This window comes from Corynebacterium mendelii (genome assembly GCF_017307055.1).
Classification (GTDB): Bacteria; Actinomycetota; Actinomycetes; order Mycobacteriales; family Mycobacteriaceae; genus Corynebacterium; species Corynebacterium mendelii.
Window position 1 is genome coordinate 405,637 of sequence record NZ_JAFLEQ010000008.1, and the last position, 14,056, is coordinate 419,692.

The window sequence follows — 14,056 nt, forward strand, 5'->3', positions numbered from 1 at the left end:
TCGCTGCCGCTTATTTGTCGCCGTCAGTGGCGTCGGATTCATCCTGGGTGGGGGTGCGCCCCGGGTCGGGTATTTCCCCGCCCATGGCATCCACCGGGCCGTGGTGCACAGGTGCGGGTTGCTCACCGAAAGCGGCAAGAAGCTCGGTGTCGCGTTCTTTCTTCCTGGCCGAGACGGTTTTCGCGGCGGTGATACTGGCGTGGACGGCCACCCCGGCGGCTGCCGCACCCACCAAACCCAGGCCGATGTTTTCGGCCGTGGATTCAATGCCGAAGCCGCCGACTTTCGGCAGTGTTTCGTAGAAGGGGGTGAAACGGTCGAAGAAGTCTTTCTCGGTGCAGCCGATGCACGGGTGTCCGGCACCGATCGGCCAGGAGGTGTGCATATTCCACTGGATGATCGGGCAGGGGCTGAACGTGGAGGGGCCTTTGCAGCCCACCTCGTAGAGGCACCAGCCGTTTTTCGCCCCTTCGTCGTCGAAGGTGTGGACGAACTGGCCGGCATCGTAGTGGGCGCGTTTCGGGCACGAGTCGTGGATGCGCTGGTCGTAGGCGAACAGCGGGCGGCCTTCCGCATCAACTTTCGGCGGTTCACCGTGGGTGAGCAGATACGTGATGGTGGCGGTGATGACCTCCCCGATCGGCGGGCACCCGGAGACATTGATCACCGGCTTGTCCTTGATGATCTCGTCGACACCTTTGGCACCGGTGGGGTTGGGTTTGGCCGCCTGGACCGACCCGTAGACCGCGCAGGCCCCGACCGCCAGAATAACGGTGGCGTTGCGGGCGGCTTCCTTGAGAACCTCCACCGAGGATTTACCGCCGATGACACAGTAGATGCCGTCGTCGTCGACGCTGACCGAGCCGTTGACCACCAGAATGTGCGGCTCGGAATTGATGTCTTCCAGTGCTTTGTCGGCGGCTGTGCCCGAGGCCGCCATGAGCAGCTCGTTGTAGTTGACCGACAAAAGATCCAGCACGCATTCCTCGATGGTGGTGCCGCCCGAACGGATCGTCGATTCCATGCAGCCGGTGCATTCCATCAGCTGCAGCCAGGCCACATTGGGTTTTTTCACATCCCCCAGTTTCTGCTCCAGATCCTGGGCACGGGCAGAAAAAGCACCACCGGCCAGCGGGGTACCCACGGCATAAACGGCAGCCATGCTGCTGCACATTTTGAGGAAATCACGGCGCGAAAACCCCCGCCGCAACAAATTCTCCCGCAGATTCTCGCCCTGCCATCCCGGTGCCAGATCGCTCATGCCAGCTCCTTCTTCCCGCTTCACGTCGCGTTGCCGAACAACTAGTGCTTGTTGAAAAAAACAACACGCCGCGCAAACACCCCGCCAGCTTTTCCGCGCCGCGGCGGACAGCGGGTCCACCCCGCATCCGCCACCGCCGCGCATCCCGCAGGCCGCGCCGTGCCATTGTCCGGCAGTACCGCGAAACAATCCCTGCCCGGGACCCGGTGATGCTTTCACCCATCCGCATGAGCGGGATGGGTGAAGGCGTGAGGTGACAGGGGTAACCCGCAGTTGAGCCGTGACGACTATGAATCTAGTTCCCGGATCGCCCCAGTTTGCGGGATTTGGCGGCACAGCCGCCCACTGAGGCGCAGATTACACCGGATTGACACCCTGAAAAGGGGGTGAATGGGGGTGGGGCGAAGGCTAGGCTGTGCTGCCGCGTACCCACTCCACCCACTGCTTAACCCCTTCGCCGGTGGTGGCCGAGACCCGGATGATCGGGGCGTGGGGGTTGACCATGCGCACATGACGCTCGAACAGATCACAGTCGAAGGTCAGGTGGGGCAGAAGATCGATTTTGTTGAGCACGATGGCTTCCGCGGCCCGGAACATCACCGGGTATTTCACCGGTTTGTCCTCACCCTCGGTGACGCTGGCGATCATGGCTTTGCGGTGCTCGCCGACGCCGAACTCGGCGGGGCAGACCAGGTTGCCGACATTTTCGATCAGCACCACATCAAGGGCGTCAAGATCGAGTCCCTCCAGGGCGCGGGCCACCATCGGGGCATCCAGATGGCATTCCCCGCCGAAGCCGTTGCCGGTGTTGAGCAAAGAAACCTGGGCGGCCAGATCATTCAGGCGGTCGGAATCCAGGGATGTTTCGATGTCACCTTCAATGACCCCGATACGCAGCTCGTCTTTCAAGGCGGCCAGGGTTTTTTCCAGCAGGGTGGTTTTACCGGCCCCAGGCCCGCTCATCAGGTTGATGGCCACAACTCCGGCCGCATCGAAGGCCTGCCGGTTGTGGGCGGCGAGATGATCGTTTTCGGCGAAGATGTCCTCGAGGATTTCGATGCGTTCGCGGCCGGTGCCGTAGCCGGTGTGATCACCCACATCATGGCTGTGGGCGTGGCTGTGGTCGTGGGAATGGCTGTGGTCATGCTCGTGCACGGTGCCGTCGTCGTGGCGGTGGAACCTACCCATGGTGTGAAAAAACAACTCCTTCACGCTGGCCCCGCAACGTCCGGTGCGCAAAGACGGTGATCCCGTGACCGTTTGCTGCGGGGGAGAAGAAAAAGAAAACGTCAGGCCTGTGCCGCCGCCAATCCGGCTGGACCGCGGCCTGTCGGCCGGTGGGGTGCAGCTGCGGCTGAACGAGCGGCCGTCAGGTGGACAATCGGTGCTCAGGGTGAGTCGACGTCAATGTCGATCACCCGGAACTCATCCCCCCGTATGGTAGATCCCGTTTGCCCGCATGTGGGGCATATGCGGTCGAAAGGATCCCCGGAACTGCTTTCGTGCCCCGCCGGGCACCGGATCGTCAGGTCAATCCAGTCCACCTGAAGCTCCGCGCCACCGAGCACCGTGTCTTTGGTGACGAACCGCCAGGCGAACTGCAGGGTTTGCGGCACAACCTGGCGCAGGGCACCGACTTGCAGGCGCACCACCAGCACGCGGCGGCCGTCCGCGGCCCGGGCCACGATCTTGGCCAGCTGTGTTGCCAATGCCACCTCATGCACAGCGACCAATCTAGCAGCCGGGCCTTTTGCTGCATGCAGCGAGAAAAAACACCTCGACCGGCTGCCGCGGCGGTTTTATAGGATGGGGTCATGTCTGTGACCCGCCGTGCCATCACCGTCCGCGGCATTGTGCAGGGGGTGGGGTTCAGGCCGCATGTTGCACGAGTCGCAGCCGCCACCGGGGTGACCGGTGTCGTCGGCAACGATGATGCCCGGGTGTTCATTGAAGCCCAGGGCGAGAGTGGGCAGCTGGACGAGTTCACCCGGCGGCTGGTTGATGAGGCCCCGGTGCTGGCCCGCATCATCGACACCACGGCGCGTCAGCTCACCCCGGTGGATGGTGAGGCGGGTTTTTCCATCGTCGCCTCACAGACGAATCCCGGTGGCCGCAGTCTCATCCCGCCGGATGTGGCCGTGTGCCGGCGGTGCCGGGAAGAGATGGACGATCCCGCGAACCGGCGTTTCCGCTACCCGTTTATCACCTGCACCGACTGCGGGCCACGGCTGAGCATCATCACGGATTTGCCCTATGACCGTCCGCGCACCACCATGCGCCATTTTCCCATGTGCCGGGCCTGCCGGGCCGAATACACCGACCCGGACAACCGGCGCTACCACGCCCAACCGGTCAGCTGTTTCGACTGCGGTCCGACGATCTGGCTGGAAGAATTCACTTCCGCGAAAGATCAACCGGATGTGGATCCCTTCACCGCTTTTCTTGCCGACCAGCGACAACACCCCGACGACAGCAACCCGGATCAGGCCCCCGCACCGGTTGTCCGGGCCGACCGGCGCCTGCAGTGCGATGGGACCATCGCCCGGGCGAAACAACTCCTGGCGGCGGGCAACATCCTGGCGGTGAAGGGAATCGGTGGATTCCACCTTTTGGCCGATGCCGCCGACGATGAGGCGGTGGCCCGTCTGCGGCGCCGGAAAAACCGGCCCCACAAGCCGCTGGCCGTCATGGTCGCTGACCTGGCGCAGGCCGAAACACTCGTCGAACTCGGCGAACAGGAAAAAACACTGCTCACCGATCCGGCGCACCCGATCGTGATCGCCCCGGCCGCCCCCGGCGCACCACTGTCCGGTCTGGTCAACCCCGGAATCGACGAGATCGGGGTGGTGATCGCCTACTCGCCGCTGCACCGGCTGCTGGTGGACCGGCCCGTGGTGGCGACCTCCGGAAACGCCCCCGGCCAACCGCTGGTCACCGGCAACAGGCAGGCCGCAGCCGTCTTCGACGGCCTGGCCGACGGTGTTGTCTACCACGACCGGCCGATCGAAGTCCCGGTGGAAGATTCGGTGTTCAGGAAAACCCTGCCGATCAGGCGCTCCCGCGGATTCGCCCCGGTTCCGCTGGCCCTGCCGGTGGCCCCGGACAGCACACCGCCGACAGTGCTGGCCTGCGGCGGGGAGCTGAAAAACACCGTCACCCTCACCGACGGGGACATGGCGTTCATCTCCTGCCACATCGGCGATATGGGCAGTCTTGCCGCGCAGCAGGCACACCAGCGGGCCATCGACACCCTGACAGCGGCTAGGCGACGGCACCCCGATCTGATTGTCTGCGACATGCACCCCGACTATGCGACTACCCGGGCGGCTGAACGCCTGGCCGACCACACCGGTGTCAGGCTGGTGAAAATCCAGCACCACTACGCCCACGCGATGAGTCTGGCCGCCGAACACGGCATCACATCCGGCCCGCTGGTGGTGCTGGCCGCCGACGGCACCGGCTACGGCACCGACGGCACCGTCTGGGGCGGGGAAATACTCACCCTCGGCGGATCCGGTGACAACGGTCTGGCCCACTGGGAGCGCAGCTGGCACCTCCCGGTTTTTCCGCTGGCCGGCGGTGATACCGCCATCCGTCACCCCTGGCGGCTGGCCGCCGGGATCGCCCACCGGTGGGACATCGATAACGGACAGGTGCTGGACCATCTCACCGCCATCGACGATGCCGCGCAGCAGCTGCCGGTGGTGCGGGCCAGCCTGGCCGACCCGGCGCGAAGCGTTGACACCAGTTCCCTGGGCCGGGTCATCGATGCCGCCTGCGCGCTCACCGCAGCAGCACTTATCGCGGCGGGTGGTGCGGCGGCCACCGGCCGGATCATTCCCGGCGGTATCCACCAAAGCTTTGATGCGCAGGCGGCCATGGAATACGAGCAGCTGGCCGCCCGGGCGGCGGCACCCACCGCACAGGCTGCCGATGACTGTTCCGTGCAGCAGGTTTTTCAGGCGCTGGTTGATGAGGTGGGCCTGGTGGCCCGGGCGGTTGATCCGGTGCAGGCGGCAGCCGTGGCGGCCAGAAACTTCCACCACCGGATCAGCCGGGTGCTGGCACGGGAGCTTCTTGCCGCCGCGCGCCGGGCCGGGGCACCCGGCAACCGACAGGTTCCGGTGGGGTTTACCGGCGGCTGCGCCCACAATGAGATCCTTGTCGCCGATCTGGAAGAGCATCTGCACCAGCTGCGCCCCGGCACCCGGCTTCTCACCCACACGGTGGTGCCGGCCGGGGACGGCGGGCTGTCCCTGGGGCAGGCGTGGGCCGGAATGTGCGGCGCCGCCGACGCGTAACCTGTCAGCAGATGCGCGGCAGCGGGTCGCCGACCAGCATGTCGACCATGCGGGTGCCGCCGAAACCGGTGACCAGCACCACTGATTCGGCGGGTTCGGCAACAATACGGCCGATAACACCGGCCTGGTCGGCGCCGGCGGAGTGCAGGGCGGCGACCGCGGCATCGGCCTGCTCAGCCGGGACGACGGCGGTGAACGTGCCCTCATTGGCCACATACAGCGGATCAATGCCCAACACGTCACAGGCGCCGCGGGTCAACTCCCGCACGCGGATGGCCCCGTCGTCCAAAGCCACCCCTTTCCCGCTGCCGCGGGCCAGTTCATTCATCACGGTAGCCAACCCGCCGCGGGTGGCATCCCTCATCCACCGGGTGTCCGGGGCGGCCGCGCAGACAGCGTCCACCAGAGCATTGACCGCCCGGGTATCGGACTGGATGGGCGCGGTCATCGCCAGATCACCGCGGGCCATCATCACCGCCATCCCGTGGTCGGCAATCGGCCCGGAACAGATGATCCGGTCGCCTTCCTCCACCCGGTGGTAGCCGAAATCACGGCCCTCAGGGATCACCCCGATACCGGCGGTGGTGATGTAGAGCCTGTCGCAGGCACCTTTGGGCACCACCTTCGTGTCCCCGGCGATAATGGTCACCCCGGCTGTGTCGGCGGCTTCCCGCATCGACTTCACGATCCTCGTCAACGTGGCGATATCCAGGCCCTCTTCCAGCACGAATGCCGCGGTGATCACCTTCGGCTGTCCCCCGGCGACCGCAATATCGTTGACCGTCCCGTTGACCGCCAGCTCCCCGATGGTGCCGCCGGGAAACTCGATCGGATTGACGACATAGGAATCGGTCGACATCGCGATCCGGCCGGTGATCTCACCGATCAGGGACGCATCCACCACCCCGGAGTCGCCGCCCTGGGCCAGAATGTCATTGTCGAAAGCAGGGTAAAACACCTGCTCGACCAGGGCGGCGGAGGCTTTGCCGCCGGCCCCGTGGGCCAGGGTCACATAGGAGTCGGTCAACCGGTGCGGTCGTGACCTGACCCGGGAGATATTGCTGTTGACTTTTTTCTCGTCGTCGTTGAGACGGTTTTTCGGATCCATGGTTGTTGTCCAAGCCTTACCGGAAGTGGTGGGCGGAACCCGCGGAATGCAAAGTCCCCGTGAAAGCCAAGTCTAGCCGCAGCACCGTTTCCGGGGGAGTGGTTTCCGGGCTGTGCCCGGGGGAAGCCCCACCGCCGGAACCCACCCCACGAGGCGATAGGTTACGTACATGATCCGGGGGTGCCCCGCGGGTGGCTCCCATCGTCGGGGCAGCCGCAGCTCACAGCGTCTTAACCGGTAAACCTGCAGGTCACCGGTTTTGCTAGGGAGGGTTAACAGCGAGTTAAATTCGCAAGGGTGAAACGATTTTGGCATACATCACCTTCCGAACAGACATCCCGTGGTCGTCTCGGCACAGTGGTTGCGGCACTGGCCGCCACCGCCATGATTGTGGCCGGATGCTCCTCCACCGGTGGGGCCCCCGCACCCGCTGAAGCCACCGGCGACCGGGACCGGGCGGATCAGCCCCCGGCAATGACCGTGGCGATGATCAGCCACGGCGCCCCCGGTGACACGTTCTGGGATTTGGTGCGCAAAGGTGCCGAGGATGCGGCGGCCAACACCAATGTGGAGCTGAAATACTCCTCTGACCCGCAGGCACCCAACCAGGTCAATCTGGTGCAGTCGGCGATTGATTCGAAAGTCGACGGCATCGCGATGACCCTGCCCAATGTCGACACCCTGGGTCCGGTGGCGAAAAAAGCCATGGACGCCGGTATCCCGGTGGTCGGTTTGAACTCCGGGATGGCGGCCCTGGAGCAGTACCGCCTCGACGGCTTTTTCGGCCAGGACGAATCCGTCGCCGGGGAGATGGCCGGCAAACGGTTGGGCGACAGCGGCGCCAAGCATGTGCTGTGTGTCATCCACGAACAGGGAAACTCCTCCCAGGAATCCCGGTGCGCCGGGGTGAAAAAGGGCATGGGCGGCGGTGACGTGGAGCTGCTCTACGTCAACGGCCAGGATCTGACCAGCGTGAAATCGACCGTGCAGGCGAAACTGGCCCAGGACACATCCATCGACTGGGTGATGAGTCTGGTCGCCCCGGTCGCCCTGGTGGCCGCCGATGCCGCCGACGCGGCGGGATCGGAGGTGTCCATCGCCACCTTCGACACCAACGCCGAACTGGTGCAGGCCATCAAGGACGGCACCGTGGCCTTCGCCATTGACCAGCAGCCCTATGTCCAGGGCTACCTGGCGGTGGAAGCATTGTGGCTTCACAACCGCAACGGCTCGACGGTCGGCGGCGGGAAACCGGTCTACACCGGCCCCAGCTTCGTCGACAAAGACAACGTCGACCAGATCGCCGACGCCGCCACCAAGGGCCTTCGCTAGCGGCGGTGTGATACCGGTTGCCCGGCCCCGCCCGGGCCCGCCCGGGTGGGGCAGGTGTGCCCGTTCCCGCCGCAGGTATCGTCAGTGCTTGAAAAAACAACCGAAAAAGACGGAAAAAACATCACCTTGTCGCCCACCAGCCCCACCGCCACCACCGACCGGGACAACCGGCTCAAACCCCGCAGCAGGATCGACCAGTTGATCCGTCGCCCGGAACTTGCCAGCCTGGTCGGTGCGATCATTATTTTCACCCTGTTCATGGCGGTGGCGCCCCCATTTCGCTCTTTCGACGCCTTCGCCACCGTGCTGTATGCCTCATCGACGATGGGCATTATGGCCCTGGCGGTCGGCATGCTGATGATCGGCGCCGAATTCGATCTGTCCTCCGGCGTGGCGGTGACCACCTGCGCCCTGGCGGCCACCATGTTCGCCTACAACCTGCATCTCAATGTCTGGGTCGGGGCGCTGCTGGCCATGGGGGTGGCTGTTGGCGTCGGAGTGTTCAACGGGTGGCTGGTCACCAGAACGGGAATCCCCAGCTTCCTGATCACCCTGTCGGCCTTCCTCATGCTGCAGGGGGCGAACCTGGCGGTGACCAAACTGGTCACCAACCAGGTGGCCACCCCGTCGATCAGAGACATGGAGGGATTTTCCTCGGCGAAAAAAGTCTTCGCCTCCCAGGTCACCATCGGCGGCACCGCAGTGGAGATCACCGTGTTCTGGTGGCTGCTGTTTGTGCTCGTCGCCTCACTGGTGCTGTACAAAACCCGCTTCGGCAACTGGATATTCGCCGTCGGCGGGGACGATAAAGCGGCCGGGGCCGTCGGCGTGCCGGTGGCGCGGACAAAAATCCTTCTGTTCATCGGTGTTGGTCTGGCCGCCTGGTTTGTCGGCATGCACAACCTGTTCGCCTTCGATTCCATCCAGGCCGGACAGGGCGTGGGCAACGAGTTCCTCTACATCATTGCCGCTGTCATCGGCGGCTGCGCGCTGACCGGCGGCCGGGGCACCGCCATCGGCACCGCCATCGGGGCGCTGATTTTCGGCATGACCAACCAGGGGATCGTCTATGCCGGCTGGAACCCCGACTGGTTCAAATTCTTCCTCGGCGCGATGCTGCTGTTTGCCGTGATCGCCAACAAATCATTTGCCAGCTACTCGGAGAAACACTCATGACCACCATCACCCGCGACCGTCGCGCCAACGAAGCACTGGGTGCACCGGTGATTGAGCTCAAAGACGTCGGCAAATCCTACGGCGCCTTCAATGCGCTGTCCCATGTTGATCTGGCCGTGGACAAAGGGGAGGTCACCTGCATTCTGGGCGATAACGGGGCCGGTAAATCAACGCTCATCAAAACCCTGTCGGGGCTGCACAAACCCACCGACGGCACCATCCTCATCGACGGTGAACCGGTCAGTTTCTCCTCGCCGAAACAGGCCCTGGACACCGGGATTGCCACCGTCTACCAGGATTTGGCGGTTGTCGGCTCCATGCCGGTGTGGCGCAATTTTTTCCTCGGCCAGGAAAAAACCACCGGGCCTGTCGGCTGGTTGAAAACCAGGGAAATGAAATCAGAGGCCCAGCAGGCACTGCTGAAAATGGGCATTGATCTTCCCGATGTCGACGTGCCCCTGGAGCGGCTGTCCGGCGGGCAGCGGCAGGTGGTGGCCATCGCCCGCGCCATCTATTTCGGCGCCCGGGTGGTGGTGCTGGATGAACCGACCGCCGCACTGGGGGTCAAACAGTCCGGCATGGTGCTGAAATTCGTCGCCGACGCCCGGGACAGGGGCCTGGCGGTTATTTTGATCACCCACAACCCGCACCACGCCTACCTGGTGGGCGACCATTTTATGGTGCTGAAACTGGGAAGCCCGATTCTCAACGCCACCCGGGATGAGATCACCCTCGATGAGCTGACCCTGCAGATGGCGGGCGGTGGGGAATTGGCTTCCCTCGAACACGAACTGCGGCGGGAGAACTAAACCCTTTTTCCGCCCCCGGGTGCGCTCAACCGATGGTGCGCCGCAGCATCTCGGTGGCGTAGTCCAGCGGGATACGTTCCTGCTCGATGCGCAGCGGATGGGCAGCCCATGGTGCACCGCGCCCAGAATCGCCACCCCGTGGGTGTCGGTGGGGTTGAATTCCCCGGGCATCACCCCGACCCGGGTGAAGCCGTCGACATCCAGGCCCGGATCCGGCCACATCACCTCCACCGGGTAAGACGGGCCGGTGAACACCAGCGGGGAAGGCCTCCACCACGGGGCGGTGTTTTTTTGCAGCCATGTGGTGTCCACCCCGAACACCGGGATGTGGCGGATGTCCATGCCCCGGAGGTCGTTGTCGCTGAGCCACCGCACCACCCCGATCAGGGTGCGGACATCGGAATCGGAGAATTCCTTCCACCGGGAAAACGTGGCGGTGATCTTCTCCTGTGCCTCACAGCCGGACAGTCCCTCGGCCGAGTCGTGGGCATTGGCGGGGTGACCCCGTCGCGTCTGACCATCTCTATACGGGCGTCGATGCGCTGGATTTTCCGCCGTGAGGCGTTCCATCACCGCTGCAGTATCCGGATCAGTGTCGGCTGCCAGGGACTCGATTCGGTCGGCGATGGTGGCCAGGCGGGATGTGGTGACGGTGGTGCGCGGCGGGTCACCAGCGGTGCGTTGACCCTGCCGGAGATGGAGGCGTCGGCATTTTCCGGAAGCTGAAAATCCATCGGTCCGGAAGTCGTGAAGTGCGCTCGTGAGTTCCGCGGCGAAGAGGCTTCCCGCCAAAGAAATATTGCGGGGGCGGAACATGTTCCTGAACACCGACGGGATGAACGGCGCATTCGGGCTGCGCGACACCGGTGGCAGAACATATTTGTGCAGGTGTCCCAGGTGTGTTAGGGTTTCCACTTGGACTTTTCGCACGGTCCGTCATTCCAGCGTGTCTTTTTGGCGCTGCTGAGGTGCATGGTTTTCCCCGGTTGTCTCCGACAGGATGCGTCCGGTGCACGTGCGCGGGGGATAGATTCGGCAGGTTGCCGCCGCAAGGTGATGCCCGTTGGCTTCTGTCCGCCGGTCCCGGAAAACAAACTTCACACGTCCACCTACTTTGTTGTAGGCCCAACCGCCCCGGGCATGACGCCCGACAGGCGTCCGCCGATAGGTCCGGCAGCGAGCTGGCCAGCTACTGAGCTGGTTTTTCCCGCCGACGACGACAGTATGTTGTCCGTCACGGGAAAGCGCTAGTGGCCGGGCCGGAAGCAGCTCACACGCTCTTCCAGAGTCAATGGCGATAACGCACGGGTGGTTAGGAACCCCAACGAGAAAGGCATAACGGTCTAACCATGACCATGACTGATCCCATTGCCGACATGCTGTCGCGGATCAGGAACGCCAACAACGCGTTCCACGACAGCGTGTCGATGCCGTCCTCCAAGCTGAAGGCTCACATCGCTGAGATTCTCAAGCAGGAGGGTTACATCTCCAACTACACCGTCGAGGATGCCCCGAAGGTCGGCAAGACCCTCACCCTCGAACTGAAATACGGCCCGACCCGTGAGCGCTCCATTGCCGGACTGCGCCGCGTGTCCAAGCCGGGCCTGCGTGTGTACGCGAAATCCACCAACCTGCCGCAGGTCCTCGGAGGCCTGGGCGTGGCGATCATCTCCACGTCCCAGGGTCTTCTCACCGACCGGCAGGCATCCGAGAAGGGCGTTGGCGGGGAAGTCCTCGCCTACGTCTGGTAAGGGAGGTAGAACACTTATGTCGCGTATCGGTAAGAATCCCGTCGTCATCCCCGACAAGGTCGAGGTTGCCATCGACGGACGCACCGTCAAAGTCAAAGGCCCCAAGGGCGAACTTGAGACCGTCATTCCCGAACCCATCACCGTCACGGTGGAGGAAAAGGAAGTCGTTGTCTCCCGCCCCGACGACAACCGCAAGTCCCGTGCCATGCACGGACTGTCGCGTTCGCTGATCAACAACATGGTCATCGGCGTGACCGAGGGCTACACCATCAAGATGGAAATCTTCGGTGTCGGTTACCGTGTCCAGCAGAAGGGCTCGAATCTCGAGTTCGCTCTGGGTTACTCCCACCCCGTTCTGATTGAGCCCCCGGAGGGCATCACTTTTGCCGTCGACGGCAACACGAAGTTCTCCATCACGGGTATCGACAAGCAGAAGGTCGGGCAGATCGCCGCTATCATCCGCCGTTTGCGCAAGGACGATCCTTACAAGGGTAAGGGCATCCGCTACGCCGGTGAGCAGATCCGCCGCAAGGTCGGAAAGACGGGTAAGTAAATCATGAGCCATACTCAGCAGCAGCAGAACAAGCGCCTGCCGATCGGCCGGGACATCTCGACCCGCCGCCGCAAGGCCCGTGCCACACGCCACGCACGCATCCGGAAGAACATGCGCGGCACCGCAGAGTGCCCGCGCCTGGTGGTGCACCGCACCTCCCGCCACATGCATGTGCAGGTCATCGACGATATGGAAGGCAAGACCCTTGCCGCCGCGTCCTCGATGGAAGCCGATGTGCGTGGCCTGGAAGGCGACAAGAAAGCCAAGGCCGCCAAGGTCGGCGAACTGATCGCCCAGCGTGCCAAGGATGCCGGTATCGAAGCGGTCAAATTCGACCGCGCCGGCTACAAGTACCACGGCCGGGTCGCCGCTTTGGCCGACGCAGCCAGGGAAGGCGGTCTGAAATTCTAATGACCGCTAACAAAACTCAGTCCATCAACGGAAGGATCGCGTAATGCCGGGACGTGAACGGCGTGACGGCGGACGCTCCGCCGACAACAAGGACAACAACAACCGCAACGACCGCAACGACCGCCGCGGCGGTGGCCGCGGCCGCGACCGCGACGACCGTCGCGGAGGTGGCCGCGACGACGAGCGCAGCCAGTACCTGGAGCGCGTTGTCACCATCAACCGCGTGTCCAAGGTCGTCAAGGGTGGTCGCCGCTTCAGCTTCACCGCTCTGGTGATCGTGGGCGACGGCCAGGGCATGGTCGGTGTCGGCTACGGCAAGGCCAAGGAAGTTCCCGCGGCCATCCAGAAGGGTGCCGAAGAAGCACGCAAAAACTTCTTCCGCGTGCCCATGATTGCCGGCACCATCACCCACCCGGTGCAGGGTGAAGCAGCCGCAGGCGTGGTTATGCTCCGCCCGGCAGCCCCCGGTACCGGTGTCATCGCCGGCGGTGCCGCCCGCCCGGTGCTCGAATGTGCGGGTATCCAGGACATTCTCTCGAAGTCGCTTGGCTCCGACAACGCCATCAACGTTGTCCACGCCACTGTGGATGCCCTCAAGCAGCTCGTGCGCCCCGAGGAAGTTGCCGCCCGCCGCGGCAAGTCCATCGAGGAAGTTGCCCCCGCCCGCATGCTGCGCGCCCGCGCCGCAGCCAAGGAGGCTTAAACCATGGCTCTGAAAATCACACAGAAAAAAGGCCTCGTTGGGGCCCAGAAGAAACAAAAAGACGCGATGCAGGCGCTCGGACTGCGTAAAATCCACCAGTCCGTCGTGCACCCCGACAACGCCGCCGTCCGCGGCAACCTGAAAGTTGTCGCGCATCTCGTCACCGTCGAAGAAGTGGAAGGGGAGTAAATCACGATGAGTGAGCCCATCAAGCTCCACGATCTGCGCCCCGCCAAGGGCGCCAACAAAGCGAAAATCCGCGTCGGCCGCGGTGAAGCCAGCAAGGGTAAAACCGCTGGCCGCGGTACCAAGGGCACCAAAGCTCGCAAGCAGGTCTCTGCTGCGTTCGAAGGTGGCCAGATGCCGATTCACATGCGTCTGCCGAAACTGAAGGGCTTCAAAAACCCGGCGAAAATCACCTACCAGGTGGTCAATGTCGCCGATCTCGAGAAGCACTTCCCCAACGGTGGCACCGTCACCATCGCCGATCTGGTTGCGGCAGGCCTCGTGCGCCGCAAGCAGCCGGTGAAGGTTCTCGGTAACGGCGACATCACCGTCAAGGTCGATGTCACCGCCACCAAGTTCTCGGCTTCCGCCAAAGAAAAGATCGAAGCCGCCGGCGGCTCGATCACCGTCGAAGGCTAGGTCACA

General features: G+C 63.9%; 14 protein-coding genes and 1 pseudogene. 10 read left to right on the top strand and 5 right to left on the bottom strand.

Annotated features, from left to right (window positions below; translation table 11 throughout):
- Nucleotides 1-10 precede the first annotated feature (10 nt).
- The 3 genes from JZY06_RS05065 to JZY06_RS05075 all read right to left on the bottom strand — a co-directional run bounded on the left by JZY06_RS05065 (nt 11) and on the right by JZY06_RS05075 (nt 2,985).
- Nucleotides 11-1,261 (bottom strand): hydrogenase small subunit, encoded by a 1,251-nt coding sequence (locus JZY06_RS05065; RefSeq protein ID WP_207118814.1) that lies wholly within the window; start codon nt 1,259-1,261, stop codon nt 11-13.
- A 408-nt stretch (nt 1,262-1,669) separates the two neighbouring features.
- Nucleotides 1,670-2,449, bottom strand: a complete 780-nt coding sequence (gene hypB / locus JZY06_RS05070; protein WP_207118816.1) for a hydrogenase nickel incorporation protein HypB — start codon at nt 2,447-2,449, stop codon at nt 1,670-1,672.
- A 200-nt stretch (nt 2,450-2,649) separates the two neighbouring features.
- Entirely contained in the window at nt 2,650-2,985 is a 336-nt protein-coding gene (locus JZY06_RS05075) for a hydrogenase maturation nickel metallochaperone HypA/HybF (RefSeq protein ID WP_330617125.1), read from the bottom strand.
- A 90-nt stretch (nt 2,986-3,075) separates the two neighbouring features.
- On the opposite strand from JZY06_RS05075, the gene JZY06_RS05080 reads away from it, so the two are divergent.
- Nucleotides 3,076-5,562 (top strand): carbamoyltransferase HypF, encoded by a 2,487-nt coding sequence (locus JZY06_RS05080; protein WP_207118820.1) that lies wholly within the window; start codon nt 3,076-3,078, stop codon nt 5,560-5,562.
- Nucleotides 5,563-5,566: 4 nt separating this feature from the next.
- Here the strand turns inward: JZY06_RS05080 and hypE are convergent, their stop codons facing one another.
- Nucleotides 5,567-6,670: a hydrogenase expression/formation protein HypE gene (gene hypE, locus JZY06_RS05085; RefSeq protein ID WP_207118822.1), complete on the bottom strand. Its 1,104-nt coding sequence runs from the start codon at nt 6,668-6,670 to the stop codon at nt 5,567-5,569.
- Nucleotides 6,671-7,054: 384 nt separating this feature from the next.
- Between hypE and JZY06_RS05090 the strand changes: the two genes are divergently transcribed.
- The 3 genes from JZY06_RS05090 to JZY06_RS05100 all read left to right on the top strand — a co-directional run bounded on the left by JZY06_RS05090 (nt 7,055) and on the right by JZY06_RS05100 (nt 9,987).
- Nucleotides 7,055-8,002, top strand: coding sequence for a substrate-binding domain-containing protein (locus JZY06_RS05090; protein WP_207278750.1), 948 nt, complete (start codon nt 7,055-7,057; stop codon nt 8,000-8,002).
- A gap of 189 nt (nt 8,003-8,191) precedes the next feature.
- Nucleotides 8,192-9,178: an ABC transporter permease gene (locus JZY06_RS05095; RefSeq protein ID WP_207278751.1), complete on the top strand. Its 987-nt coding sequence runs from the start codon at nt 8,192-8,194 to the stop codon at nt 9,176-9,178.
- Nucleotides 9,175-9,987, top strand: a complete 813-nt coding sequence (locus JZY06_RS05100) for an ATP-binding cassette domain-containing protein (RefSeq protein ID WP_207118824.1) — start codon at nt 9,175-9,177, stop codon at nt 9,985-9,987. Before JZY06_RS05095 ends, JZY06_RS05100 begins: the two co-directional genes overlap by 4 nt.
- A gap of 342 nt (nt 9,988-10,329) precedes the next feature.
- On the opposite strand, the pseudogene JZY06_RS12615 reads toward JZY06_RS05100, so the two are convergent.
- Nucleotides 10,330-10,803 (bottom strand): annotated as a pseudogene (locus JZY06_RS12615) (hypothetical protein); the annotation flags it as partial.
- A gap of 533 nt (nt 10,804-11,336) precedes the next feature.
- Between JZY06_RS12615 and rpsH the strand changes: the two are divergent.
- The 6 genes from rpsH to rplO are packed head-to-tail and all read left to right on the top strand — an operon-like array spanning nt 11,337 to nt 14,050.
- Nucleotides 11,337-11,738: a 30S ribosomal protein S8 gene (gene rpsH / locus JZY06_RS05110; protein ID WP_207118826.1), complete on the top strand. Its 402-nt coding sequence runs from the start codon at nt 11,337-11,339 to the stop codon at nt 11,736-11,738.
- A 16-nt stretch (nt 11,739-11,754) separates the two neighbouring features.
- On the top strand, nt 11,755-12,291 hold the full coding sequence (gene rplF, locus JZY06_RS05115) for a 50S ribosomal protein L6 (protein WP_207118828.1): 537 nt from the start codon (nt 11,755-11,757) through the stop codon (nt 12,289-12,291).
- A 3-nt stretch (nt 12,292-12,294) separates the two neighbouring features.
- Complete coding sequence (gene rplR / locus JZY06_RS05120) at nt 12,295-12,702, top strand: 50S ribosomal protein L18 (protein ID WP_207118830.1); 408 nt, start codon at nt 12,295-12,297, stop codon at nt 12,700-12,702.
- A 43-nt stretch (nt 12,703-12,745) separates the two neighbouring features.
- Nucleotides 12,746-13,405, top strand: coding sequence for a 30S ribosomal protein S5 (rpsE, locus tag JZY06_RS05125; RefSeq protein ID WP_207118832.1), 660 nt, complete (start codon nt 12,746-12,748; stop codon nt 13,403-13,405).
- 3 nt (nt 13,406-13,408) lie between these two features.
- A complete protein-coding gene (gene rpmD / locus JZY06_RS05130; protein ID WP_207118834.1) occupies nt 13,409-13,594 on the top strand; it encodes a 50S ribosomal protein L30 in 186 nt (61 codons plus the stop codon).
- Between the two features lie 6 nt (nt 13,595-13,600).
- Nucleotides 13,601-14,050 carry a 50S ribosomal protein L15 gene (gene rplO, locus JZY06_RS05135; RefSeq protein WP_207118836.1) on the top strand — a complete coding sequence of 150 codons (450 nt, stop codon included), beginning with the start codon at nt 13,601-13,603 and terminating at the stop codon, nt 14,048-14,050.
- The last annotated feature ends 6 nt before the right edge of the window (nt 14,051-14,056 follow it).